Below are 24,147 nucleotides of genomic sequence, written 5' to 3'. Positions count from 1 at the left end.
GACGCGGCCGTATTTCGATTTGCGCATGATCCCGAGCGAAAATCGATGTCGATTTTCGAGACCACGCGCCGTTGCCCATTCACGCCGCCGAGGGACCGGGGTCGTCTTCTTCTGTCTGCCGCATTCCGGCCGTCTCGCCAAGAGGCCGCCAATCGGCTGCGGCACTGTAGACGAGCCTGAGCCCGTGCGGTCGCCGCTCGTCAGCTTGGTCTGTTTGCCTGACCGTGCGCCGGGCAGCTTCGGGCTGGTAGAGCACGGCCTTGATCAGGATCGACTCCCGCCTGCCGTCGGCGTGTTCGACCGTTGCCGTCTGGCCTTGCGCCATGCCAAGCATGCAGAGCCCGCGCCTCGTTGCGACCGACAGGCTCGAGCCGACCGGCCCGCGCACCTCGTGCTGCACCAGGGTTCGCGTCTCGGCGGGACCGGCATCGACGCCGAACACCACCCTGCTGTTCAGCGTAACGATGTCGGGGCCGACCGAATCGATCGGCACGACATCGGCGCCTGAAAGCTTGTGTTCGAGCATGCGCACGATCGGATCCGCGAACGCCCGTCGGCGCTCCAGCATGAATTCGAGAACGGCGAAGTCCTTCGTCGTCAGGCAACAATTCGTGCTCGTCATCACCGCCTCGCCATCAAGCTCGTTGCGGGCCGGAAGCCGGCGCATCGACGGCCTCGACGGTCACTGACAGTTCCCGACCGCCACGACCGTTCCAGCAAACCGCCTGCCCAACACTCGCGCCAATGAGCGCGGTTCCCATCGGCGTCAGCACCGAGATGCGGTTCTCGGCTATGTCGGCCTCACCCGGGTAGACCAGCATGATGCGCTGGGCGTCGCCGCTTTCGCCGCGCACGATCACCGTCGAACCCATTCGCACCACACCGGCCGGCATCGCCGCGGCGTTCGTGACGACGGCCCTGTCCATTTCCGAAAGCAGCTCCTCGGCCGTCTCGGGCGCGTGATCGAGCAAAGCCCTCGCCAGCCCCGTTAGCCTGTCATGGTCGGCGTCGCTGATCAGAAGATGGCTGTTTGGACGCAGTTCTTTCGCGTGTTGCATGGCAAACCTCATGGACCGGCGCATCGAGCGGATGCGCGCCTGCCGGCGCGCTGGCGGCGGCGTGATGAAAGGCCGGCAGCCGCGAAGGGCTGTTCGGCTTGATGGCGATTGTGGATGGATGGATGCCCCGGTACGGACGGACGCCGGAAGGCGGCCGCGCCGGGGCTACGATCCCGCGATCGGGCAGACCCTGAAGAAGGTTTTGATATAAGCGAGCTTGCTCATGTGCCAAAGCTTGCCGAATGGCGCCCGCTTGTCAAGCGCGGCCAAACCGCTCAGCCGCCCAGATAGCGCCGGTGAAAACGCGTTCCGAGGCTGGCCAGGATTTCATACCCGATGGTGCCGGCATGGTCGGCAGCATCATCGACGCTCTGTGAGGGCCCTAGCAACTCCACCAGGTCGCCCTCTCCGAGCCGGCCGGGCGGCAAGGCGGAAATGTCGAGAATGATCGAATCCATCGACACGCGCCCGAGGAAAGGCAGGCGCACCGCCTCGAACCATGCGGCCGAAGCGGAGCGGCGCAGCCAGCCGTCCGCATAGCCGAATGAAATCGTCGCCAGGCTGAGCGGGCCCTGCGCATGGTAGCTGTGGCCATAGCCGACGCCAGTGCCCTTTTGGACACTGCGCGTCTGCGCCACCTTGGCCTGCAGCCCGACCACGGGCAGCATCGGGTTGGCTTCGCCAGGCGTCGGGTTGATGCCGTAGAGGGCGGCACCGGGCCGGGCGAGATCGCAATGATAAAGCGGGCCTAAAAAGATGCCGGAGGAGTTGGCGAGCGAGGCCGGCGCCACGGGTAGCATGGCACGCAACCGCGCGAATGCCAGCCTCTGCTGTTCATTGGCCGGGTGGCGCGGTTCATCGGCGCAGGCCAGGTGGCTCATCACATATCTGACGTCGATGCCATCGAAAGCGCCGAGATCCCCGGCCACCGCCTCGACCTCGGCTGGCGCCATCCCAAGCCGCGACATGCCGCTGTCGACCTGGACGGCAGCCGGGAGCCGGCGCCCGGCGCGGTGTGCCGCTGCGCGCCAGGCTTGCAACTGTGCGCCACTGTTGATGACAGCGCACAAGCCAGCCGCCATCGCTTCCGGCTCGGAACCCGGCGGCAGCCCGTTCAGCACGTAGATGTCCGGTCCGGCCCCCACCGCCTTGCGCAGCGCGATGCCTTCGGACAGCAGCGCGACGAAGAAGATGTCGCAGCCTTCCTTCATCAGCGCCGATGCCACTTGCGCGGCGCCGAGACCGTAGCCGTCGGCCTTGACCACGCCCGCGCAGCGCACGCCGCCCAGCCGCGCCTTCAGCCGCCGGTAATTTTCGCGGATCGCGCCAAGGTCGATGGTGAGGATGGCCCCGGCAGCAGCCTCGCTTGTGGCGTCGGCTTCCTCGGGCAGCGATCTTTTGGGGGCGTCGTGCATGGCGGCCCTTCTTGTGGCGGATGGACATCAATAAGACGGTCGAACCGGCGCGGCAACCGCTGGCGTTTGAACCGCGGCCTCGGCCCGTCCAGCTATGGCACAAGGTGACGGAACGCCGTCACCACGTCTTCATAGACCTTGCGCTTGAACGGCACGATCAGGTCGGGCAGCTCCTGCATCGGCCGCCACGACCATTTGTCGAATTCGGCGGTGTGGCCGCCGGGCGGCGGATTGATCTGGATCTCGCTGGTATCGCCATGGAAGCGGAAGGCGAACCATCGCTGCGTCTGACCCCGATAGCGCCCCTTGAAGGCGACGCCGACGAGGTGGTCCGGCAGATCATAGTTGATCCAGTCCGGCGCCTCGGCGAGCAGCGAGACGCTGCGCATGCCGGTCTCCTCATAAAGCTCCCGCTCCGCCGCCTGCAGCGGCTCCTCGCCCTTGTCGATGCCGCCTTGCGGCATCTGCCAGAGCTGCGTGGTGCCGGCGAATTCGCTGTCCGGCTCGGCGATACGATGGCCGACCCAGACCAGGCCCTCGGCGTTGAGGATCATCAGCCCGACACAGGGACGGTAGGGCAGCGTCTCGCGGTCGACCTTCTTCGTCTTCGGCATCATTCAGTCTTTCAAGCTGTTTCCCGGTGGCTAGCCCTTTTGCGGATCGATCGCCACCGCTGAAATCGGCACGATCTCGATGCCGCGTTTCTTGGCCTCGGCCGCCCATGACGACACCGTGTCGACCGTCAGGTCGAAAGCGGAGCCGATGCCGACCGCAGTGCCCTTGGCACGGGCGGTCGCCTCCAGGCTGTCCAGTTTCTTCAGGATGGCGCCGCGATCCTGCACGGCGTCGATCGCCGTGTCGCCGGCGACGAAGGGCACGCCGTCCTTCAGCGCCAGATCCGGCGCCAGGCTGCGCGCCGACGAGCCGTCGTCGATATAGGCGAGCCCGCGCTTGCCGAGCTCGGCCATGAAGGGTTCCATTGCCGCCGGGTCGGCGGAAAACCGCGCGCCCATATAGTTCATGACACCGGTATAGTTCGTCGTCCGCGACAGTGCCCAGCGCAGGTTCTTCAGGTTCTCTTCCGCGCTCGCCGCCACCGTCAGCGTGTTGCGCCCAGGGTTGACATTGGGATAGTCGAACGGTTCGAGCGGCACCTGCATGACGATCTCGTGGCCGCTCTGCCGGGCGGCCTGCATCCAGCGGCCGATGCTGTTGCCTTGCGGCGCGAACGCCAGCGTCACTTCCGCCGGCAGCTTGGCGATGGCCGCCTGGGTGCCGGTCTGTGAAACCGCGAGCCCGCCGATGACGATCGCCACGCGGGCGCCGCGCGCGCCTGACCACGGCCGCGCGTAGACATCGAAGGGCCGCCGGCCGTCTGCGGCGCGCACCGGCAAGGGGCCGGCATCGCCGGCCTCGATCAGCGCCCTGTCGGGAATATGCGCGATCTTCAGGTTTTGGCCGATGGTCGACGGATCGCGGATGACGATTGCCGCCTTGGGCGGACCATCGCCTTCCTCTGTCTGCACATGGATGATCTGCGGGCCCCCAGCCTTGGCCGGCATTTCCGCCTTTGGCGTCGTGACCGGCGCTAGAGCGGACGGCGCAGCGGTCGGCTCCGGCACCACTTTCGGCGTCGAAACCGCGACTTCCTGCGGCTTGCGAAACGGCTTGTCCCTGAGCGCGATCGCGCCGGAGACGCCGACAACGGCCAGCACGACGAACGCAGCCACGAGCGCACCCGCGCTGACCTTGCCGGCAGTGCGCGGCGGACGGACAGTCAGCCCGAGCGGTCGTTCGATGTCCTTGCCGATATCAGCCAAGCCCTGTCCCCGTCCGCATGGCTTCGAACATGGAACCGTTTCGAAGAGACATGCGCGAATTCTTCATGCCGGCGCACCCCTGGCGCCCTGTATCGAGGGATTCGCGTTACCCCCGAATCAAACTGCCGGAACCTTTCGGTCCCGGCAGCATCGCATTGCTTCCATCGGGCGGCCAGACCCGTTGTTGGCCGCCACCTGTTACTGGTTGAGGACAGCCTTCTGCGGATTGGGCGGGAAGGACGGATCGGTCTTCTGGCCGCGCAGAAGCTGCTCGGCATAAATGAGCTGGAGGTCGTTCTTCGGATCCGGCGGCACATAGGCTGCCGAGCCCGAACCGGTCGAGCTCTCGTCGGCACCCTTGATGTGGCCCTTGAGGTCGGATTCGCCGCGCGTCAGGTCCCTGCCCTGCAGTTCCGGCGGCAGCGGCTGGTCGACCTTGATGTCGGGCGTGATGCCCTTGCCCTGGATCGACTTGCCGGACGGCGTGTAATAGAGCGCCGTCGTCAGCCTGAGCGCGCCGTTCTCGCCAAGCGGGATGATGGTCTGCACCGAACCCTTGCCGAAGGACTGCGTTCCGACCACCGTGGCGCGGCGTAGGTCCTGCAGCGCGCCAGCGACGATTTCGGACGCGCTCGCCGATCCGCCATTGACCAGCACGATCAGCGGCTTGCCGCCGATATCGTCGACCTGCTTGGACTTGGCGTCGAAGCGGGTAACGTCCTTGGGATCGCGGCCGCGCGTCGAAACGATCTCGCCACGGTTGAGGAAGGCATCCGATACGCTCACCGCCTGATCGAGCAGACCGCCGGGATTGAGGCGCAGATCGAGCACATAGCCCTTGAGCTTGTCGTTCGGCACCTGCTTCTTGATGGTGTCGATGGCATTCTCGAGGTCGTCATAGGTCTTTTCGGTGAAGGAGGTGATCTTCATGTAGCCGATGTCGTTCTCGACCCGGAACTTGACCGCCTTGACCTTGATGATGTCGCGCACCACCGTCAGCTCGATCGGCTTGTCGGCGCCCTGGCGCAGGATGGTGAGCTTGATCGGCGTGTTGACCAGGCCGCGCATCTTGTCGACCGCGTCGTTCAGGGTCAGGCCGCGAACCTCCTCGCCATCGATCTTGGCGATGTAATCGCCTGCCAGCACGCCCGCCTTGGCGGCCGGCGTATCGTCGATCGGCGTGATCACCTTGACCAGGTCGTTCTCCATGGTGACCTCGATGCCGAGGCCGCCGAATTCACCCTTGGTCTGCACGCGCATGTCCTGCGCCTGCTCGGCGTTCATGTACGAGGAGTGCGGGTCGAGCGAGGCAAGCATGCCGTTGATGGCGTTCTCGACCAGCGATTTGTCGTCGGGCGGCGTCACATACTGCGCCCGCACCCGCTCGAAGATATCGCCGAAGATCGCCAGTTGCTTGTAGGTCTCCGACCCCGCAGCGTTCGCTGCCGAGCCGGGCGCGCCATAGACCAGGCTCATGGCGGACGCGCCCATCAGCGCACCGGCAAACAGAAGCGACAGTTTCCGCATCATTTCACGTCCTTCCAGAAAAACGGTCCGCCCACCATGGGGTCGGATCGACGGGTTTTCCATCCTTGCGGAACTCGACATAGAGCTCCGGCGTGGCATTTCCATTCTTCGAAGCCGAGGTGCTTGCCACCCGGGCCTCTCCCATCGCACCGACCGGCTCTCCTGCGAGCACTGATTGGCCGGTTGCGACGCTGATTCTGCTCATCCCCGCCAAGACGACATGATAACCGTCGCCGGCATTCAGGATCAAGAGTTGACCGTAGGAGCGAAACGGCCCCGCATAAAGCACATTCCCATCCGCCGGTGCGGTGACGATGGCGCCCGATTGTGTCGCAACCATGTCCCCAAGCATCACCGCGCCGTTACCGTCTTCGGCGCCGAACCGGCGTTTGATGCGGCCGATGACCGGCAGCGCGATCTGTCCTTGCAGCGCCGAGAAGGGTGCCGCAGCGGCAAGCCGGTTGGCCTCGGGAACCGGCAGCGACGCCGTCATATCGCCGCCCGCCTTATCCCTGCCCGCCTTGTCGCCGCCCGCCTTGTCGCCGCCGGCTTGGCCGGCCTCCGCGGCCTTTGCGGCATCCGCGGCCTTGCGGTTGCGTTCGGCCTGGGCTTCGAGCGAGGCGATCAATTCCTTCAGGCTGCTGGCCTTGGCCGCGAGCTCCTCGGAATGCTGTCGCTCGGCCGACAACTGCGCCTGCGTGTCGGCTTCGAGCTTCTGCTTGGCTTCCAGCAGCATGCCGAGCCGCTTCTTTTCCGCAGTCTGCTCGCCGACTGCCGCCGTCAGCCGTGCCCGCTCGGCCTCGATCGAGGCCGTCACTCTTGTCTGCTCCTTGAGGTCGGCCAGGAGCCTGTCGGTCTGCTGGCGCAATTCAGGCACCACGGCGCCAAGCAAGATGGCGCTGCGCACCGACGACAGCGCGTCCTCCGGCTTGACCAGGATCGCCGGCGGCGGGTTCAGCCCCATGCGCTGCAATGCGCCCAGCACCTCCGCCAGCACGTCGCGCCGCGCCATCAGCGAGGCGCGGATCTTCTGCTGCTGGGTCTTCAGCCCTTCCAGCTTGGCGCCGATGTCCTCGATGTCCTGCCCAAGCTTTTGCTCGGTCATTGCCGACTGGATCAGCGCGGCGGTGATCGAGGCGTGGTCCTTCTTGACTGCGGCGATGTCGGCGGCCAGCTTGGCCAGCCGCTCGGACGACAGGCTTATCTCCTTGGAGATCTGTTCGTATTCGGCGCGGCTCTGGTCCGGATCGGGGGCCATGTCGAGCGTGTTCTCGGCCCATGCGGCATTGAGCGAAAGGATGACCACCGCCGCCGCGATGCCGCAGCGCGCGCGCCAGGAGCCCGCTGTCGATGAGCCCGTCGTCGATTTCCAGCCTTCAGCCATGCGGGATGGACTCTATCTGCGGCTTCGTTAACGAACCATCAACCATATTAATGCGCATCGCCCAAAACTGTGCAGCGGTTTCGCACACCGGTGAGCAAAATAGGGAAAGCCGGCCCGAAGCCGTGATCTTGCGCGGCATTGGGGCGGAATTCGGTGCGATGCGACCTTCAGGTTCTGTGATAGGGGTGGCCGGACAGGATCGTCGAGACCCTGTAGAGCTGCTCTGCCAGCATCACCCGCACCAATTGGTGCGGCCATGTCAGCGCACCGAAAGACATCACCAGCTCGGCCTGGGCGCGCAACGACGGATCGTGGCCATCGGCGCCGCCTATGGCCAGCGCCAGCGCCTTGCGGCCAGCGTCGCGCAATTGGCCGATGCGGCCGGCGAAATCTTCCGAGGACAGGTTCTTGCCGCGCTCGTCGAGCAGGATCAGCGCCGAGCCGGGCTGCAACTGCGCCTGCAGCCTTGCGCCTTCATCGCGCCGGCGTTCATCGGCGTTCTGGGCGCGGCCTTCGGCGATCTCGGCGATGCCGGAGAATTCGAGGCCGACAGCCGGGCCGCTCTTGGAGAAACGCTCGAAATAGCGGTCGGCGAGTTCTCTCTCGGGGCCGCTTTTCATCCGGCCCACGGCATGAACGGTAATCTTCATCCTCGCCTCAGAGGGCCGCCGATGCGTGTCGCCCGAAAATCGTCAATGGGCCAGGAACCACGGCACGCATCCAACCAACCGGCTCAGTGCAAGGTCTCTTCCTCGAGGTCCGGCGCCTGCCACATCTTTTCGAGATTGTAGAATTCGCGGACTTCGGGGCGGAAGACATGGACGATGATGTCGCCTGAATCGATCAGGACCCAGTCGGCGCCGGACAGCCCCTCGACGCGCGCCGTGCCGAGGCCGGCATCCTTCAACGCCTTGAGGAGATGATCGGCAACAGCCGACACATGACGGTGCGATCGGCCCGACGCGACTACCATGTAGTCGCCGAGGCTCGATTTTCCCTGGATGTCGATTGAGACGATGTTTTCGGCCTTGGAGTCTTCCAGACTGGCAAGGACTGTCTTGATGGCGCGGGACACGGCGTCGTTTACGCTGATCCCGGCCGGCGAAGGCACGATGTCGGCCTTCTTCCGCAGTGCTGTTCTCAGTGTATTTCCTTTCGCAGCAAGAACAACCAAATCACCCCTGAAAGCGGGTGACACCGCTTAGATAGGCAGAGTTCCGTTGCAGTTTCAAGACGGAGCCCCGCTTCCATGCGAACTCATTGAGGCTCCGCTTGTTCCGCGCGACACGCAAAAGATCGGAACCCAGGCGTTCCGCAGGGGTTATCGGCTGATTGATCAACCGGAATCCCATTATGCCGATCGACCCGCAAAATGCCCTCCTGACCGTGCAGGCGGGGCTCTCTCAGCTCAGCGCGCTCATTGTCTCCTATTCCCTTTCGGCGGTCGGCGCCGTCATCCTTCTGGTTGTCGGCTACATCGTCGCCGGCTTTGCCGAGCGCTCGATCTTTGCCGGCCTGGGCCACATCCACGGCTTTGACCAGACGCTGCGGCACTTCTTTTCCAAGATCGTCCGCTACGCCATTCTCGTTCTGGTCGTCATCATGGTGCTCGGCCAGTTCGGTGTGCAGACGGCCTCGATCATCGCCGCGATCGGCGCCATCGGCCTGGCCATCGGCCTGGCGCTGCAAGGCACGCTGCAGAACATTGCCGCCGGGATCATGCTTTTGGCATTGCGGCCGTTCCGCATCGGCGAATCCGTCGAAGTCGGGTCCATTGCCGGCTCGATCGAGGAAATCGGCCTTTTCGCCACCAAGCTCCGGAGCGCCGAAGGCGTCTACATCCTGGCGCCCAACTCGACGCTGTGGAACCAGCCGGTGCGCAATTTTTCGCGCAACGGCGTGCGGCGCGGCGACATCACCCTCTCGATCGGCTCCTGGAACGACATCGACCGCGCCCAGAAGACGCTGCTTGCGATCGCCGCCGCCGAGCGCCGCATCAGGCGTGAGCCGGCGCCGACCGCCTTTGTCGCGGCATTGGGCGAAAGCACCGTCTCGATCACCTTGCGTTACTGGACATCATCGGCGGATTTCTTCGCCACCCAGGCCGATCTCACCAAGCGGGCCAAGCAGGAATTCGACCGCGAACGCATATCGATCCCGCTGCCGCCACCGCAGGCTCCGGCCCCGGAAACCCGCCGGCAATAGTCAATCGCTCCCGTGCCGGTGCTGTTCGTCCGGCGCGAAGGCCAGTTCCACCGGCAGCGGCGCTTGCGCCGTCATCGGCGCGAAGCTGCCGGTTTCGGTTGCCGGCACCGGCCGCGTGGTGAACACGCGCAAAAGCACGAACAGGCAGAAGACGCAGGCGATGACCACAGTCACATAGATGAAGGCCTGCGTGCCGAAGACGGCCGACAACGCGGTCACGATGCCCGGCACGATGAAGCCGGACAGCGACCAGGCAAATAACAGCGAACTCGACAGCGCCACCATGTCGTCCTTGCCGGCGCGGTCGGCGGCGTGCGCACTGGCCAACGAGTAGATCGATTCCGAGGCGCCGTCCCACATCACATAGATCACCAGCAGCACCGCCAGCGTACCGCCGTCGAAGCCGAGCGCAAACATCCCTGCCGCCGCGGCGATCGCGGATGCCGCGACCAGCACATAGCGGCGATCGGTGCGGTCGGAAATCCAGCCGAGCGGAACCTGCAGGATCAGCGTGCCCAGCGGCATCACCGAAAGCAGCAGCGCCACGTCGGCCTGGCTGTACCCCTTCGCGGTGGCGTGGATCGGCGCAAAACCGGAAATCGACATGGACAGGCCACCGACCGCCAGCATGCCGGCGACGCCGACCGGCGAAATCCGCCAGGCCCGGCGCAGCGCCACCGATGCCGCCTGCGGCGCCGGCGGCTGGGCCAGCCGGGTCATCCCGACGGGCAGGATGGATAGCGCGGTGAAGGCTATGCCGATCAGCGATGCATCCGCCGTCCTGATGTCGACCAGCGCCAGCGTCGCATAGCCGATGCCGAGCCCGCCGACATAGGCGACGTAGAAGACGGCCATTACCCTGCCGCGTATGGCGTTGGCCACGGCATCGTTGAGCCAGCTCTGCGCGACGATGAAAAGCCCGCATATGGCAAAGCCGTAGAGAGCGCGCGCCGCGATCCACAACAGGGGGTGCGGCCCGGCGCCGATTGCGGCATTCGACAGCGCGATCAGCGCCGACAGCACCATGAAGGCACGGGCATGGCCAACCCTGCGCACCAGCGGTCCGGTCAGGATGCAGCCGGCGAGACCACCCGCCGACAGACCGGTGACGATCAGACCGGCCCAGGTCGGATCGAAGCCTTCCACGCCGAGCCGGACGGGGATGTAAGCGAACATCAGCCCGTTGCCGATGGCGATCAGCGCCATCGACACCACGACGCTGGCAATCGCGATCAGCGGCGTGGGCGTGTCGCCGTGCCTCGGTTCCGTTTCGGTTTGGCTTTTCACGAGAGTGGTCATATCAGCGCAAGATCATCCATTCGATGACGAAAGGCCGCCGCAAAAGCGACATTGCCAGACTTGCCTTCCTCCTTGCGAAGAAAGGGCGCTGTGCCGATCAGCCCTTCGCCTGCTCGCGGATAGCCGTCGACGACAGCGACGAGCGCGGGCCGTGGATGAAGGTCCACGCGGGCGCCTTCATGCGGGCGAGCCTTGGCGCATCGCCTTCGTCGATGCGGGCATAGTCGAAGGTCTTGGCCACGACCGACGACAGGAACGACAGCGTCGCGCCCGGACGATCGATGACCGCGATCGGGAAGGTCATGACGATTTCGCGCCAGCGCTGCCAGCGGTGGAAATCGCGCAAGCTGTCGGCGCCCATGATCCAGACGAAGTCGACGCCGGGATTGCGCGCCTTGACCAGCGCCAGCGCGTCGGCGGTGTAGCGCACATGATGCGCCGCTTCGAAGGCGGTGACCTTGATCTTCGGGTTCTTGGCGATCTTCTCGGACAGGCACAGCCGTTCGGCCAGCGGCGCCAGCTCGTGCGTGTTCTTCAGCGGATTGCCCGGGGTGACCATCCACCACAACTGATCGAGCGCCAGCCGCCTGAGCGCGATCTCGGCGACCAGCGCGTGGCCGGCATGCGGCGGATTGAACGAGCCGCCGAACAGGCCGACGGCAAGGCCTTTGCCGGCATGCGGCATTTTGAGGTAGCTGGACGGGATAGGTTGCTCAAGCAGGGAAAGCATTCGCTAGGCACCCCCCTCTGTCCTGCCGGACATCTCCCCCGCAAGGGGGGAGATTAGCAGCTTCGGTGAAGGCACAAATCTTGGAGCATTGAAGATCGGCGAAACCAAAAATGTCAGCCGATCTCCCCCCTTGCGGGGGAGATGTCCGGCAGGACAGAGGGGGGTGGCTGGGCGCAAGCTTCAGGCCCTTTGGACGAAAAGCGTCAAGGCCTCACCTGTCCCGAGCCGCGCACGCGGTATTTGAACGAGGTCAGTTGCTCGACGCCAACGGGCCCGCGCGCGTGCATCTTGCCGGTGGCGATGCCGATCTCGGCGCCCATGCCGAACTCGCCGCCATCGGCGAACTGCGTTGAGGCATTGTGCAGCAGGATCGCCGAGTCGATCTCGTTGAAGAACCGTTCCACCGCCTGCGCGTCCTCGGCGACGATCGCCTCGGTGTGATGGGAGGAGAAAGTCTCGATATGCTCGATTGCGCCAGCGACACCGTCGACCAGCTTCACCGCGATGACGGCGTCGAGATATTCGGTGACCCAGTCGGCATCGGTCGCCGGCTTGGCGTCGAAGAACAGCTTCAGCACCTCGGCATCGGCATGGATCTCGCAGCCGGCGGCGCGCAAGGCGTCGAGGATCGGCACCAGGTGGGTGGAGGCAACCGCACGGTCGACCAGCAGCGTTTCGGCCGCGCCGCAGACACCGGTGCGCCGCATCTTGGCGTTGACGGCGATGCCGACTGCCATGTCGAGCTTGGCCGAGCGGTCGACATAGAGATGGCAGATGCCTTCGAGATGCGCGAAGACCGGCACCCGGGCCTCGGTCTGCACCCGCTCGACCAGGCTCTTGCCGCCGCGCGGGATGATGACGTCGAGATTGCCGCCGAGGCCTTTCAGCATTTCGCCGACGGCGGCGCGGTCGGCGGTCGGCACAAGCTGGATGGCGTCCTGCGGCAGGCCGGCTGCCTTCAAGCCGTCGACCAGGCAAGCGTGGATCACCGACGACGAGTTCAGCGAATCCGAGCCGCCGCGCAGGATCACCGGGTTGCCGGCCTTGAGGCAGAGCGCGCCGGCATCCGCCGTGACGTTCGGCCGGCTCTCGTAGATGACGCCGATGACGCCGAGCGGCGTGCGCACGCGTTCGATCCTGAGGCCGTTCGGCCGCTCCCAACTGGCGATCACGTCACCGACCGGATCGCCGAGTTCGGCAATTTCGCGAATGCCTTCGGCCATGGCGCGGATGCGGGCGGGATTGAGTTTCAGCCGGTCCATGGAGGACGCCGAGAGGCCGGCTTCATGCCCGTTCGCGATGTCGTTGGCGTTGGCGTCGAGTATGGCTCGCTCGCGGGCGATGATCGCCTGCGCCATGGCGGCAAGTGCCGCGTTCTTGGCGGCTGTCGTGGCGATGGCCAGCGGTCGTGCGGCGGCGCGGGCACGGCGGCCGAGGTCGGCCATGGTCGCCACTGTATCGTTCCGGGATTTTTCATGCAGCTTCAGCATGGCTCATCCTCCGCTCGTTACTTGGTCGCCCGCGAGGCTGACCACAAGGTCGTCGCGGTGGATCATCGCCGAACGCGCCTCGTAGCCGAGCACGGTCTCGATTTCGGTTGTCTTCAGGCCTGCGATCCTTACGGCATCCGCGGCATCATAGGCAACCAGCCCGCGGGCGATCTCGCGACCCTCGGGCGACAGGATCGCCACCGTATCGCCGCGCGAGAAATTGCCGCTGACCAGCTTCACACCGGCCGGCAGCAGCGACTTGCCCGATGTCAGCGCCCCGACGGCGCCGGCATCGACGGTGAGCCTTCCCGCCGGTTCGAGCTGGCCGGCGATCCAGCTCTTGTAGCCTTTCACCGGGTTGGCGCTCGGCCGGAAGAAGGTGGCGCGCTCGCCGCGCTCGATCGCCATCAGCGGCGAAAGCCGCGTGCCGGCGGTAATGATCATGGCCGTGCCGGCCGCAGTGGCGATCTTACCGGCGTCGAGCTTCGTGCGCATGCCGCCGCGCGACAGTTCGGAAGCCGCGGCACCCGCCATCGCTTCGATCTCAGGCGTGATGCGATCGACCACCGCGACGAATTTGGCCTCCGGGTCACGCGCCGGCGGCGCGGTGTAGAGACCGTCGATATCCGAGAGCAGCACCAAAAGGTCGGCGCCCATCATCGTCGCCACCCGCGCGGCCAGTCGGTCATTGTCGCCATAGCGGATCTCGGAGGTCGCCACGGTGTCGTTCTCGTTGATGACCGGCACCGCCTTCATCTTCAAGAGCGTCGAGATCGTCGCCCGGGCGTTGAGGTAGCGGCGGCGCTCCTCGGTGTCGCCAAGCGTGAGCAGGATCTGGCCCGATTTCAACCCGCCCTTGCCGAGCGCATCCGACCAAGCGCCGGCCAGCGCGATCTGGCCGACGGCTGCGGCCGCCTGGCTCTCCTCGAGCTTCAGCGCCCTTTTTCCAAGATCCAGAATGGTACGGCCCAGCGCGATGGCGCCCGACGACACGACCAGGATTTCCGCGCCGCCTTGAGCCAGCACGGCAATGTCGTCGGCCAGCGACGCCAGCCAGTCGCGCTTCAGCCCGGCGGTGCGGTCGACCAGAAGCGCCGAACCGATCTTGACGGTGATGCGCCGGTATTTCTTCAGCGACTGCACGGTCATGCTATTTTTCCCAGCGCGTGTCGACCGGCGCCGCGATCGCGTCGCGCGCTTCGGCCACGACCGCCATCAGCGCGCGCAGCACCGCTTCGACCCCTTCGCCGGTGACCGCCGACAGAAGCATCGGCGCACGGCCGGCGGCGCGCTTCAGCGACGCGACCTTCTTCTTGCGCTCATCCGCATCAAGCGTGTCGACCTGCGAAAGGGCCAGTATCTCGGCCTTGTCGGTCAAGCCATGGCCATAGGCTTCGAGTTCGGCGCGCACGGTCTTGTAGGCCTTGCCGGGGTTCTCCTCCTGCGCCGACACCAGGTGCAGCAGCACGCGCGTGCGCTCGACATGGCCAAGGAAGCGATCGCCAATGCCGACGCCCTCATGCGCGCCTTCGATGAGGCCGGGAATGTCGGCGATGACGAATTCGCGCGCATCGATGCGTGCCACCCCCAGGCCGGGATGCAGCGTGGTGAAGGGATAGTCGGCGATCTTCGGCTTGGCGGCGGTGACGGAGGCGAGAAAGGTCGATTTGCCGGCATTGGGCAGCCCGACCAGCCCGGCATCGGCGATCAGCTTCAGCCTGAGCCAGATGTTGAGCTCCTCGCCGGGCTGACCCGGATTGGCGCGGCGCGGCGCCTGGTTGGTCGAGGTCTTGAAGTGCTGGTTGCCGAAGCCGCCATTGCCGCCCTTGGCCAGCAGGAAGCGCTGGCCGACCACGGTGAGGTCGCAGATCAGCGTCTCGTTGTCCTCTTCGAACACCTGCGTTCCAGCCGGCACTTTCAGCGTGACGTCGGCGCCCTTGGCGCCGGTCATGTTGCGGCCCATGCCATGAGTGCCGGTCTTGGCCTTGAAATGCTGCTGGTAGCGGTAGTCGATCAGCGTGTTCAGCCCGTCGACCGCTTCCAGCCAGACGTCGCCGCCGCGGCCGCCATCGCCGCCGTCCGGTCCGCCGAACTCGATGAACTTCTCGCGCCGGAACGACACGGAACCCGCGCCCCCGTCGCCGGAGCGGACATAGACCTTGGCTTGATCGAGAAATTTCATCGGACAGCAGTTTCTTTATTGGCCTTGCGGCATTGCTCTAAACCTTGCGCCTTGCTCTAAACCAAGGCGCGGCGAAGGGCGAGGCCGTTTTGTGACAGTGGCCGCGCGGGGTTGGCCGGAGATGACGGATGAAGCTTGTAACCTACAACATCCAGTACGGCATCGGTCTTGACGGGCAGTACGATGTCGCGCGCATTGCCGACGCGGTGCGCGGTGCCGACGTGATCGCGCTGCAGGAGGTCACCCGCAACAATCCCAGGAACGGCGGACGCGACATGGTCGCCGAGATCGGCGAGGCGCTGCCCGACTATTTCGCCGTCTATGGCAGCAATTTCGAGGCCAATATCGGCTCGCGCATCGAAAACGGCCGCGCCATCACCACCACCTTCCAACTCGGCAACATGGTGCTTTCGAAGACGCCCATTCATCTGTCGCGCAACCTGCTCCTGCCGCGAAGCCGCAGCTTCGAGATGATGAACTTCCAGCGCGGCGCGCTGGAGGCGCTGATCGAGACGCCGCTTGGTTTCATCCGCTTCTATTCCATCCATCTCGATCACCGCAGCCCGGTCGAGCGCGCCAGCCAGATCCAGTTCCTGCGCCGGCGCCTGTTGAACTATGCGCTTGAAGGCGGCGCGCTGTCCGGCGTCGCCGAGATCGGCCTGCCGGAACTGCCGCACCCCGAGGCCTTCGTCGGCATGGGCGACTTCAACATGCTGGCCGGATCGCCCGAATATGTCGAACTCGCCGGCCGGCCGGACCACGAATTCGGCATGCCGCTGACCGCCGACTTCGCCGTCGATGCCGCCCTGCGCCTCAATGTCGCCGGCGACGATCTCGTCAGCTGGGTCGACCCCAAGGACCCCGGCAATACCGACCGCCACAAGCGCATCGACTATATCTTCACCAGCGCCTCGCTTGCCCGGTCGCTGAAGCGCCTGTGGGTCGACCGAAAGGCTGTTGGCTCGGACCATCTGCCGGTATGGGCTGAACTGGGCTGAGCCCAAATCGATGCACGATTCTTTCCGAACCTTTGACCAGAGGCCCAGCGCCGATGTGTGCTGAGATTCAGGTCAGGCCGAGCCGAAAACGTTGGTTTTCGAGAACCGGAGCGGAGCGTACTTAAAGTACGCGAGCACCGGAAGCGCAGAAAATCAGCGTTTGCAGGCCGGCCTCACCTGAATATCGGCACACATCAAAAATGTACCCAGTTGCGCAGGCTGGTCCATGTCTTCCGGTCGAGGCGGTAACGCTCGACCGGCACCTGGCCGGCGACAATCGAGTTCAGCATGCCCTGGCCGGCATACTGGAAGCCGCATTTGTGGATCACCCGGCGCGAGGCCGGATTGATGACCCGCGTCGAGGCATGCAGCACCTGGATGTTTGTGCGCTGGAACGCGAGATCGACCAGGGCGTGCGACGCCTCGGTGGCGAAGCCGCGCTTCCAGTAGGGTTCTCCGATCCAGTAGCCGAGCTCCAGTCCGCGGTCGGTGGTGTTCAATCCGGCGCAGCCGACGAAGGTTTCAGTGCCTGCCAGCGTCAGCGCATAGGCGATGCCGGCGCGGCGCGACTTGGCCATGGCCAGGAAAGCGCGTGCCTCGGCCTCGCCATAGGGATGCGGCATGCGCGCCAGCATCTCGGCGACATGACGGTTGTCGGCGAGCTCGACCAGTTGCGCGATGTCGCTTTCGCACGGAGCCCGCATCACCAGCCGCTCGGTGACCAGCACCGGGCAATCGATCGCATAACTTTCGTCTTCTGAGTCTTCCGCTTCGGCAACCATGTCAAAGTCCTCCAGGCACAAGAAAAAAGGGAGATGGAAACCCATCTCCCCTGATCCTTTTCCTGGCTTTGCCAAACCTTCTGGCTTCCAGACACCGGTTCCCGAGATGGGCTGCCGGTGTTGTGGTGCGGAACCGGCTACTCCGCTGCTTTGGTAATCGGGTTGACCGATACGTAGGTTCGGCCGTTGGCTTTTTTGTTGAACGTCACGGCGCCGGCTTCAAGCGCGAAAAGCGTGTGATCCGTACCCATGCCGACGTTGACGCCGGGATGCCAGGTGGTGCCGCGTTGACGAATGATGATGTTGCCCGGGATGACGGCTTCGCCGCCGAACTTCTTCACGCCCAGACGCTTGGAATGCGAGTCGCGACCGTTGCGCGACGAGCCGCCAGCTTTCTTGTGTGCCATCTAACTAACTCCGATGCGCCCAGGGGCGCTTGAATGGTCTTATGAACGCGTTCGCGTTCCGTTTCAAGTCCGATCCGGCGACGTTTCGCGCCGGTTGGCCTTACTTCTTCGCCAGTTCCTTGGCCTGCTCGCGCCAGTCCTTGATCTGGTCGGCGCTGAACGGCATGTTCTCGTCGATCTTGGCCACATCCTTCTCGGTCAGCTTGGCGAGCTGCGCGAAGGTGATGATGCCCTGTTCGTTGAGATCCTTGGCGGCGACCGGGCCGATGCCCTTGATCACGGTCAGATCGTCCGGCTCGCCCTTCGGCGCCTTGAACAGCGGCGCTGCCGCGGTCTCGGCCTTTGCCTCTTCCTTCGGGGCGTCCTTCTTGGCCTTGGCTTCCTTCGGCGCCGCGTCGGCGGCTACCTCGGCCTTGGCTTCCGCCTTGGCAGCTGCCTTCTTGGCCGGCTTGGCGCCACCCAGCAGGATCTCGGAGATCCTGACCGTGGTCAGCAACTGGCGATGGCCGATCTTGCGGCGCGAATTCTGGCGGCGGCGCTTCTTGAAGGCGATGACCGTGCGGTTCTTGCCCTGCTCGACGACTTCGGCGGTGACAACCGCGCCGTCGACGAACGGTGCGCCGAACGTGACATTCTCGCCCTCGCCATGCGCGAGCACGTGGCCGATCTCGACGATATCGCCGACATTGGCTTCGACTTTTTCGATCTTCAGGAGATCGTTGGCGGCGACGCGATACTGCTTGCCGCCCGTTTTGATGACTGCGAACATTTTTTGCCTTTCGCTGTTCGGTCGGCATCGATGAACCGCCTGTGGCGGTTCGGCCGTCTTTTTGTCAGTCTGCGGGTTCAAAAAACAAGCGGCGCGGAAGAACCCTCCACGCCGATTGCGCGCTGTCCCTAACCGAAGGTTTGTTGCGAGTCAAGGCAAACGGCCAGATTCTCAGGGCAACGAATCCGGGCTAACGGGTTCCTTCGGAGCTTTCGTCGGCGCGCTGTTGATGGAGCCTTGAACGGAAAAACCCGCCTGTGCGGCGGGTCCCTGGCGCAACTCAGCACCATAACCAGATCTCTACCATAGTTGCCTTCACCCCGTCAAGAAAAAATTCCTATCAGGAGGTCGCCGGCACCGCCGGACCGGCGTCCTCAGGCCTCGTTAACCCGAGTTCGAAATCTTGGCCGGATTGCTGGCCGGCGAAGTGGCTGGCATCGTCTACCGCGGTCGGGACCGCGTCGCTCCGGGCCAGCCTCTGACGCAAGCTGACTTTCCGGCGGATTTGGCCTTGTAACCTGCCCGTTCAGCCGTTATCTAGTGCGCCGCGCCGGCAACGGCCGACCATGACCGCGGAGAGGTGGCAGAGTGGTCGAATGCACCGCACTCGAAATGCGGCATGGGTGCAAGCCCATCGGGGGTTCGAATCCCTCCCTCTCCGCCAGTCCGAATTGATTTCCTTACCTTATTTGGCTTTTCCCGCCCAGCCATAAACGTTTGCTAAAGCGAAGCAGCCGCACCGGGGGAGTGCGTGCAGCCCTGAGCTCCTGCGGCGCTGTAATTGTCTGGCATCGGGATTGCCGTGTAATCATCTGACGATGAGCTTCGCCAGCGAGCCCGGTGCCGAAACCCACGGGTCATCGAGGCACGAAATAGCGGGCGCGGCCACCAGCTGCGTCCTCTCTCGCCAGTCCGGTCGCAACCAGCGTTTCCAAAACCTGGGCCACACGTCCGCTGCGCTTGCTGGTGTTCCTGCCATCGAACGATAAGGAAACATCATCCAAATGCGCCGGCGCCGGGAGCTTGGCGAACAGGTCACGCACGAGCCTAATTTGTTCCAACCGTCGGACGGCCATTTGGCCAGTCCGAAATCTCGATCACGGTTGCGTCCGCCTCGATTTGTTCTTCCCTCGCGCCGGGCCGACCAGCTAAAGCCGGGATCAAGTCCTCCCACCCATAGGCTGCAAGCACAGCCAAGACTGATTGAACGATTTCGGACCTGGTCGACACGAAAAGCGCCGTCCAAGCGGCGATGCAGGTCTATAGGGCGGGCACGGCGACGGCCGTTGCGCACTGCGCACTGACTGCCCCCATTTCGACGGTCTCGCCGCGTCTGGTAGGCTCGGCGGCTTACGGTACTGGCAAGCTCGCCAAGCAGTTGACAGGCTGACGCCGACACAGCGTCGCCTACTCAGTCGTCTGCTCGTCCAGGCGGGCCGCGTGACAGCGCCAGTCAGCGACGAGCAACGGAGGCAGCGCGGGTACTGATCGAAGCAACCCCGCTGTTAGGGCAGCGTAGCTGGGGCGTAGCAGCTCACAAAAGGCGCTTTTCCAGTGCCTGATATCATTGCGCAATGATAGGCTTTCCTCGACGCGGAATTGAACACCATCATACCGTCGCCGGGTGCCACTAACCAATCGGCTGGCGACGCCGCCAGCGGAGCTTGCGTCCTGGCGAGCATTCCACTGCCCAACAGAATAGCCGCTGCTATTATCAAGGTATCGGCTCGGATTTGCATTGGTTGTTGCCTCCCTTTCGTCGTTCGTCAGGGCGGTGCCTGCCTTGACGACTGCCAATCTAGCACCAGTGTCAAGGCATGGAAGACAGTCGAGAGGATGGTTATCGTTCTGGCGCACGGTCTTCCGTGATCTCGCCGGAACGAAGGAAGTCGATCATTGACGCGACGAACGCACCAGCCGCCACGGCAAGCGGCACCGAAAAGCAGACGGTGCCATATTGATCAGCTCAGACAGCGAGGTGACGTCACGAAGGCACTTCTGTCTGGATGGCCGCTGTAGCCTGTGCGTGACGCGTCGACCGGTTCAGCTCAATTCGGATGATGCCCGGCAATCGCGGCGAGAAAAATCTCCCCGAATTCCCTAAGCTTCGCCGCTCCCACGCCATTCACCTCGGCGAAGGCGTCGAGGTCGCGCGGGCGGCGTTCGGCCATGTCGATCAGCGTGCGGTCCGAGAACACGACATAGGCCGGCACCTGCCGCTCCTTGGCCAGCCGCAGCCGCAGCGCCTTGAGCGCGCCCAGCAGCGATGCATCCACACCCTCGGCGCTGGCGGCGGAGCTTTCCCCGGAACGCTTCCTGCCGCGCGCGAGAGGGTCCCGCATCTCGACGCGATAATGGAACGCAACCTCGCCGCGCCCGAGGGCGCGGCCGCTTTCGGAAATGGCGAGGCCGCCATGGCCGTCCGGATCCGGCACAAGGAACCCGCCGGCGACCAGTTGCCGGATAAGCGACAGCCAGACCGTTTTCCTATACGCCGCGCCGGCCCGGAAACTGGTCAGCGTTTGATGGCCTCTCGCCAGTACTTTCTCGGTCTCGTGGCCGAGCAGGATGTCAATGACATGGGCGGCGCCGAAGCGCTCGCCGGTCTGCGCGACTGCCGTCAGGATGATCCGCGCTTCCGCTCCGCCATCGGCGCGCGGCGCCTGGTCGAGGCAGTTGTCGCAATTGCCGCAGGGCGCTGCCTGTTCGCCGAAATAGCCGAGCAGGATCTGCCGGCGGCACTGTACCGCCTCGCAATAGCCGATCAACGTATCGAGCCGGCGATGCCCGCGCCTCTTGTGCTCAGGTGATGATTCTTCGTCGTCGATGAACAGGCGCCGCATGCGGATATCGCCGAGCCCGTAGAGCATATGCGCCTCGGCTGCCCGCCCGTCGCGGCCGGCGCGGCCGATCTCCTGATAGTAGGCTTCGAGGCTGCCCGGCAGGTCGGTGTGGAAGACATAGGCGACGTCGGGGTTGTCGATGCCCATGCCGAAGGCGATGGTCGCCACCATGACGACGCCGGAGAGCGTCATGAAAGCGTTTTGGTTCGCCTCACGCGCCTCCTTGCTCATCCCGGCGTGATAGGCGAGCGCGGTCACGCCGTTCTTCTCGAGGAAGGCCGCCATCTCCTCGGTCTTCTTGCGCGACAGGCAGTAGACGATGCCGCTTTTGCCCGCGTGACGCTCGACGAAGCGCAGCAACTGGCGCTTGCTGTCCTGCTTGGCCTCAAGGGCAAGCTTGATGTTCGGCCGGTCGAAACCCAGCACCACGGTTTCGGCGCGCCCGGCGAACAGACGCGCTTCGATATCGATGCGGGTAGCCTCGTCCGCCGTCGCCGTCAGCGCGATGATCGGCACTTGCGGGAAAATGGAGCGCAGCCGCGACAGATCCTCATATTCGCGCCGGAACGCCGGACCCCATTGCGAGATGCAATGCGCCTCGTCGATGGCGATCAGGCTGACGTCGAGCTTGGCCAGCGCCTCGAGCATCCGCTCGGTCATCAGCCGCTCCGGCGCGAGGTAGAGCAGGCGCGTCTGGCCAGAGGCGACACGGCGCCATGCCGCCACATTGGCCTCGCGCTCGATCGAGGAGTTGATCGTATCGGCTGACACGCCGGCAAGGCGCAACGCCGCGACCTGATCCTGCATCAGCGCCACCAGCGGCGAGACGACGATGGCAAGGCCGCCCAGGACCAGCGCCGGAACCTGGTAGCAGAGCGATTTCCCCGCACCCGTCGGCATGACGGCCAGCACATGGCGTCCGCCCAGCAGCGCGTCCATGATTTCGGCCTGGCCGGGACGAAAATCGTCGAAGCCGAACACGTCCTTCAGCACGCGTTGCTTGGGGTCTGGTGCATCCGGCGGAACGCTCGCCGTCGATATTGGCATCTCGCAATGGTCCCCGGTTTGGCTGAGGCAACGTTCTTAAAGCGAAGATCGCCGGAACGCTATCCGCGGATGCGCGGGGTGGCATGTCCACCGGCCCCAATTCGTGCCTTCCCTTGCGACATCAGCACCCCTGCTGGATTCTCTCACGTGCTGCGATGTAAGCTTGCCCGGGACGACCAGGGAGAGAGCGATGCTGCAGACCAGACAGGATGCTCTCGGCGAACGCTTCGAGCAGCAGCGCGCCGCCTTCGAGGCGCAGCCCTTTCCGGGCCTCGATGTCCGCAAGGATCGCCTCGCCCGGCTGCTGGCGCTCACGGAGAGGCATGAGGCCGACATCTGCGCGGCAATCGACACCGACTTTGGCGGCCGCTCGGCGCATGAGACCCGCCTTGCCGAGCTGTTCGTGGTGCGGGCCGGCATACGCCACGCACTGTCCCACCTGAAAGGCTGGATGCGGGAACGGCGCGTCGCCACCACCTTGCCGTTCCTGCCGGGCAGGAACCGGCTCGTCGCGCAGCCGCTCGGTGTCGTCGGCATCGTATCGCCCTGGAATTATCCTTTCCAGCTCGCCGTCGCGCCGGTCACCGCGGCGCTCGCCGCCGGCAATCGCGTGCTGGTCAAACCCTCCGAATTTACGCCCGCCTTTTCAGCGCTGCTGGCGCGCCTGGCCGCCGAGCATTTCGCACCGGACGAACTCGGCGTCATCACCGGCGACGCGGAGGTCGGCAAGGCTTTCGTGTCGATGCCTTTCGATCACCTGCTGTTCACCGGTTCGACGGCCGTCGGCCGCCAGGTCGCACTGGCCGCCGCGGCCAACCTGACCCCGGTTACGTTGGAACTCGGCGGCAAGTCGCCGGCGATCTTCGACCCCTCATGCGACCTCGATGCGGCGGCGGCCAGCGTCGCCTATGGCAAGCTCCTCAATGCCGGGCAGACCTGCATCGCGCCGGACTACCTGCTGGTGCCCAAGGGACAGTCAGGCATCGCGGCAGAGAAACTCGCGGCGGCTATGGCGAAGCTCTACCCCAGCCTGCGCGACAATCCGGACTATACCGCCATCGTCAGCGACCGGCATTATCAGCGCCTGCGGGCCATGATCGCGGAAGCCCGCGACGCCGGCGCCGATGTCACCGAAATCAACCCGGCCGGCGAGGCGTTCGGCGCCACAGGCCGCAAATTGCCGCCGACCCTGGTCAGGAACGCCGATCCCGACCTGCGGCTGATGCGCGAGGAGATTTTCGGGCCGGTGCTGCCGATCCTCGAATATGCCGGGATCGACGACGCCATCGCCCATGTCAACCGGGCCGACCGGCCGCTGGCGCTCTACTGGTTCGGGCGAGACGGCGGCAACCGGCAACGCATTCTGCACGAGACCATCGCCGGCGGCGTCACCATCAACGATTGCATGCTGCATCTGGTGCAGGAGAACCAACCCTTCGGCGGCGTCGGCGCCAGCGGCATGGGCGCCTATCACGGGGAATGGGGCTTTCGCACCTTCAGCAAGGAGAAGCCGGTTTTCCTGCAGTCGCGCTTGAGCGCGGGAAGCCTTCTGCGTCCGCCCTACGGCAAGACCTTCGAACGGCTTTTCGGCCTGCTCAGGCACATCACTTGAACGCCGTGCGGCGCCCGCCGCCGGCGACGCGATCACATGGCGGCGCTATCACATGGCGTCCGCGCGTTAAGCCTATCTTCACCATGATTCGGCAGGCTCCATTTCCTGCGGCCACGTTTCGAGTACCGCGGCGCGCAAGCGCCCAGGCAACAGACCCGCGCCTCTCCGGAGGCGCGGGTTTTTCATTTGGAAACAGCGCGCCGAAACGAGCGTCCATCGCTCATCGCATGGCCGGCCCTCAGGCGAGGAAATCGGCGCGGTGCGGCGTAAAGCTGTCGACCAGCCGGCCGGCTTCGAGCGCCTTGACGCCATGCACCAGGCCTGACGGCACGATGAAGCTGCCGCCTGTCTCGATGATTTCGGTCCGGCGGTCGATGGTCACCTCGAAGCGGCCCTCGGCGACGTAGCTTGCCTGTACATGCGGATGCGAATGCAGGGCGCCGACGCCGCCCTTGTCGAAGGCGAACTCGACCATCATCAGTTCATCCGTGTGCAGGAGAACGCGCCGCCTGTTGCCATCCGGCGTCGCCGTCCAGGCGCCCGCGCCGGCCTGGGAGAAGATTTTCGTTTCGCTCATCG

22 protein-coding genes and 1 tRNA gene are annotated in these 24,147 nt (G+C 64.9%); 4 read left to right on the top strand and 19 right to left on the bottom strand.

Annotation, left to right across the window (positions count from 1 at the left end; translation table 11 throughout):
- Positions 1 to 79: 79 nt before the first annotated feature.
- The 9 genes from FJ426_RS23300 to rsfS all read right to left on the bottom strand — a co-directional run bounded on the left by FJ426_RS23300 (position 80) and on the right by rsfS (position 8,315).
- Positions 80 to 667 (bottom strand): nucleoside-diphosphate kinase, encoded by a 588-nt coding sequence (locus tag FJ426_RS23300; RefSeq protein WP_140560774.1) that lies wholly within the window; start codon positions 665 to 667, stop codon positions 80 to 82.
- Positions 636 to 1,058: a nucleoside diphosphate kinase regulator gene (gene rnk / locus FJ426_RS23295; protein WP_140560773.1), complete on the bottom strand. Its 423-nt coding sequence runs from the start codon at positions 1,056 to 1,058 to the stop codon at positions 636 to 638. The genes FJ426_RS23300 and rnk overlap by 32 nt, the downstream gene beginning before the upstream one ends.
- A 275-nt stretch (positions 1,059 to 1,333) precedes the next feature.
- Complete coding sequence (alr, locus tag FJ426_RS23290) at positions 1,334 to 2,473, bottom strand: alanine racemase (protein ID WP_140825531.1); 1,140 nt, start codon at positions 2,471 to 2,473, stop codon at positions 1,334 to 1,336.
- A gap of 92 nt (positions 2,474 to 2,565) precedes the next feature.
- A complete protein-coding gene (locus FJ426_RS23285) occupies positions 2,566 to 3,087 on the bottom strand; it encodes an RNA pyrophosphohydrolase (protein WP_140493512.1) in 522 nt (173 codons plus the stop codon).
- Positions 3,088 to 3,117: 30 nt separating this feature from the next.
- Positions 3,118 to 4,293, bottom strand: a complete 1,176-nt coding sequence (locus tag FJ426_RS23280; protein ID WP_140560771.1) for a divergent polysaccharide deacetylase family protein — start codon at positions 4,291 to 4,293, stop codon at positions 3,118 to 3,120.
- Positions 4,294 to 4,491: 198 nt separating this feature from the next.
- Positions 4,492 to 5,823, bottom strand: a complete 1,332-nt coding sequence (locus FJ426_RS23275) for a S41 family peptidase (protein WP_181165202.1) — start codon at positions 5,821 to 5,823, stop codon at positions 4,492 to 4,494.
- Between the two features lies 1 nt (position 5,824).
- Entirely contained in the window at positions 5,825 to 7,204 is a 1,380-nt protein-coding gene (locus FJ426_RS23270; protein WP_140517518.1) for a murein hydrolase activator EnvC, read from the bottom strand.
- Positions 7,205 to 7,371: 167 nt separating this feature from the next.
- Entirely contained in the window at positions 7,372 to 7,854 is a 483-nt protein-coding gene (gene rlmH, locus FJ426_RS23265; RefSeq protein ID WP_140517517.1) for a 23S rRNA (pseudouridine(1915)-N(3))-methyltransferase RlmH, read from the bottom strand.
- Between the two features lie 83 nt (positions 7,855 to 7,937).
- Positions 7,938 to 8,315, bottom strand: coding sequence for a ribosome silencing factor (rsfS, locus tag FJ426_RS23260; RefSeq protein WP_135902362.1), 378 nt, complete (start codon positions 8,313 to 8,315; stop codon positions 7,938 to 7,940).
- A 242-nt stretch (positions 8,316 to 8,557) separates the two neighbouring features.
- Here rsfS and FJ426_RS23255 point away from each other — a divergent pair, with 242 nt between their 5' ends.
- Positions 8,558 to 9,409, top strand: coding sequence for a mechanosensitive ion channel domain-containing protein (locus FJ426_RS23255; protein ID WP_140560770.1), 852 nt, complete (start codon positions 8,558 to 8,560; stop codon positions 9,407 to 9,409).
- Here FJ426_RS23255 and FJ426_RS23250 read toward each other — a convergent pair whose 3' ends face one another.
- From FJ426_RS23250 to obgE, 5 genes are all read right to left on the bottom strand, one after another.
- The gene (locus FJ426_RS23250; protein WP_140560769.1) at positions 9,410 to 10,708 is read right to left on the bottom strand and encodes an MFS transporter; all 1,299 of its coding nucleotides are present in this window, start codon (positions 10,706 to 10,708) and stop codon (positions 9,410 to 9,412) included.
- Between the two features lie 97 nt (positions 10,709 to 10,805).
- Entirely contained in the window at positions 10,806 to 11,393 is a 588-nt protein-coding gene (locus FJ426_RS23245) for a nicotinate-nucleotide adenylyltransferase (protein ID WP_140560819.1), read from the bottom strand.
- A 248-nt stretch (positions 11,394 to 11,641) separates the two neighbouring features.
- Positions 11,642 to 12,928 (bottom strand): glutamate-5-semialdehyde dehydrogenase, encoded by a 1,287-nt coding sequence (locus FJ426_RS23235; protein ID WP_140560768.1) that lies wholly within the window; start codon positions 12,926 to 12,928, stop codon positions 11,642 to 11,644.
- Between the two features lie 3 nt (positions 12,929 to 12,931).
- Complete coding sequence (gene proB / locus FJ426_RS23230) at positions 12,932 to 14,071, bottom strand: glutamate 5-kinase (RefSeq protein ID WP_140517608.1); 1,140 nt, start codon at positions 14,069 to 14,071, stop codon at positions 12,932 to 12,934.
- A 7-nt stretch (positions 14,072 to 14,078) separates the two neighbouring features.
- Positions 14,079 to 15,110, bottom strand: coding sequence for a GTPase ObgE (gene obgE, locus FJ426_RS23225; RefSeq protein ID WP_140493021.1), 1,032 nt, complete (start codon positions 15,108 to 15,110; stop codon positions 14,079 to 14,081).
- Between the two features lie 128 nt (positions 15,111 to 15,238).
- Here obgE and FJ426_RS23220 point away from each other — a divergent pair, with 128 nt between their 5' ends.
- A complete protein-coding gene (locus FJ426_RS23220) occupies positions 15,239 to 16,108 on the top strand; it encodes an endonuclease/exonuclease/phosphatase family protein (protein WP_140517513.1) in 870 nt (289 codons plus the stop codon).
- Between the two features lie 194 nt (positions 16,109 to 16,302).
- Here FJ426_RS23220 and FJ426_RS23215 read toward each other — a convergent pair whose 3' ends face one another.
- The 3 genes from FJ426_RS23215 to FJ426_RS23205 all read right to left on the bottom strand — a co-directional run bounded on the left by FJ426_RS23215 (position 16,303) and on the right by FJ426_RS23205 (position 18,066).
- Entirely contained in the window at positions 16,303 to 16,890 is a 588-nt protein-coding gene (locus tag FJ426_RS23215; RefSeq protein WP_181167376.1) for a GNAT family protein, read from the bottom strand.
- Between the two features lie 137 nt (positions 16,891 to 17,027).
- Positions 17,028 to 17,297 (bottom strand): 50S ribosomal protein L27, encoded by a 270-nt coding sequence (gene rpmA, locus FJ426_RS23210; RefSeq protein ID WP_140493012.1) that lies wholly within the window; start codon positions 17,295 to 17,297, stop codon positions 17,028 to 17,030.
- Positions 17,298 to 17,397: 100 nt separating this feature from the next.
- A complete protein-coding gene (locus tag FJ426_RS23205; protein ID WP_140517511.1) occupies positions 17,398 to 18,066 on the bottom strand; it encodes a 50S ribosomal protein L21 in 669 nt (222 codons plus the stop codon).
- A gap of 574 nt (positions 18,067 to 18,640) precedes the next feature.
- Here FJ426_RS23205 and FJ426_RS23200 point away from each other — a divergent pair.
- Positions 18,641 to 18,730: transfer RNA gene (locus FJ426_RS23200), tRNA-Ser, on the top strand.
- Between the two features lie 1,384 nt (positions 18,731 to 20,114).
- Here FJ426_RS23200 and recQ read toward each other — a convergent pair.
- Positions 20,115 to 21,956 (bottom strand): DNA helicase RecQ, encoded by a 1,842-nt coding sequence (gene recQ / locus FJ426_RS23190; protein WP_140560748.1) that lies wholly within the window; start codon positions 21,954 to 21,956, stop codon positions 20,115 to 20,117.
- Between the two features lie 190 nt (positions 21,957 to 22,146).
- Between recQ and FJ426_RS23185 the strand changes: the two genes are divergently transcribed.
- Positions 22,147 to 23,568: a coniferyl aldehyde dehydrogenase gene (locus tag FJ426_RS23185; RefSeq protein WP_140560747.1), complete on the top strand. Its 1,422-nt coding sequence runs from the start codon at positions 22,147 to 22,149 to the stop codon at positions 23,566 to 23,568.
- A 238-nt stretch (positions 23,569 to 23,806) separates the two neighbouring features.
- On the opposite strand, the gene FJ426_RS23180 is transcribed toward FJ426_RS23185, so the two are convergent.
- Entirely contained in the window at positions 23,807 to 24,145 is a 339-nt protein-coding gene (locus FJ426_RS23180) for a cupin domain-containing protein (protein ID WP_140825530.1), read from the bottom strand.
- Positions 24,146 to 24,147 lie beyond the last annotated feature (2 nt).

Origin of the sequence: Mesorhizobium sp. B2-6-4, assembly GCF_006441495.1 — a bacterium.
GTDB lineage: Bacteria > Pseudomonadota > Alphaproteobacteria > Rhizobiales > Rhizobiaceae > Mesorhizobium.
This window is presented reverse-complemented; position numbering and strand designations above follow the sequence as displayed.

Excerpts from the sequence above, each read along its gene's own strand:
- FJ426_RS23300 (WP_140560774.1), bottom strand. The coding sequence starts at position 667 with ATGCGCCGGCTTCCGGCCCGCAACGAGCTTGATGGCGAGGCGGTGATG.
- rnk (WP_140560773.1), bottom strand. The coding sequence starts at position 1,058 with ATGCAACACGCGAAAGAACTGCGTCCAAACAGCCATCTTCTGATCAGC.
- alr (WP_140825531.1), bottom strand. The coding sequence starts at position 2,473 with ATGCACGACGCCCCCAAAAGATCGCTGCCCGAGGAAGCCGACGCCACA.
- FJ426_RS23285 (WP_140493512.1), bottom strand. The coding sequence starts at position 3,087 with ATGCCGAAGACGAAGAAGGTCGACCGCGAGACGCTGCCCTACCGTCCC.
- FJ426_RS23275 (WP_181165202.1), bottom strand. The coding sequence starts at position 5,823 with ATGATGCGGAAACTGTCGCTTCTGTTTGCCGGTGCGCTGATGGGCGCG.
- FJ426_RS23270 (WP_140517518.1), bottom strand. The coding sequence starts at position 7,204 with ATGGCTGAAGGCTGGAAATCGACGACGGGCTCATCGACAGCGGGCTCC.
- rlmH (WP_140517517.1), bottom strand. The coding sequence starts at position 7,854 with ATGAAGATTACCGTTCATGCCGTGGGCCGGATGAAAAGCGGCCCCGAG.
- FJ426_RS23255 (WP_140560770.1), top strand. The coding sequence starts at position 8,558 with ATGCCGATCGACCCGCAAAATGCCCTCCTGACCGTGCAGGCGGGGCTC.
- FJ426_RS23250 (WP_140560769.1), bottom strand. The coding sequence starts at position 10,708 with ATGACCACTCTCGTGAAAAGCCAAACCGAAACGGAACCGAGGCACGGC.
- FJ426_RS23245 (WP_140560819.1), bottom strand. The coding sequence starts at position 11,393 with ATGCCGCATGCCGGCAAAGGCCTTGCCGTCGGCCTGTTCGGCGGCTCG.
- FJ426_RS23235 (WP_140560768.1), bottom strand. The coding sequence starts at position 12,928 with ATGCTGAAGCTGCATGAAAAATCCCGGAACGATACAGTGGCGACCATG.
- obgE (WP_140493021.1), bottom strand. The coding sequence starts at position 15,110 with ATGAAATTTCTCGATCAAGCCAAGGTCTATGTCCGCTCCGGCGACGGG.
- FJ426_RS23220 (WP_140517513.1), top strand. The coding sequence starts at position 15,239 with ATGAAGCTTGTAACCTACAACATCCAGTACGGCATCGGTCTTGACGGG.
- FJ426_RS23215 (WP_181167376.1), bottom strand. The coding sequence starts at position 16,890 with ATGGTTGCCGAAGCGGAAGACTCAGAAGACGAAAGTTATGCGATCGAT.
- rpmA (WP_140493012.1), bottom strand. The coding sequence starts at position 17,297 with ATGGCACACAAGAAAGCTGGCGGCTCGTCGCGCAACGGTCGCGACTCG.
- FJ426_RS23205 (WP_140517511.1), bottom strand. The coding sequence starts at position 18,066 with ATGTTCGCAGTCATCAAAACGGGCGGCAAGCAGTATCGCGTCGCCGCC.
- recQ (WP_140560748.1), bottom strand. The coding sequence starts at position 21,956 with ATGCCAATATCGACGGCGAGCGTTCCGCCGGATGCACCAGACCCCAAG.
- FJ426_RS23185 (WP_140560747.1), top strand. The coding sequence starts at position 22,147 with ATGCTGCAGACCAGACAGGATGCTCTCGGCGAACGCTTCGAGCAGCAG.
- FJ426_RS23180 (WP_140825530.1), bottom strand. The coding sequence starts at position 24,145 with ATGAGCGAAACGAAAATCTTCTCCCAGGCCGGCGCGGGCGCCTGGACG.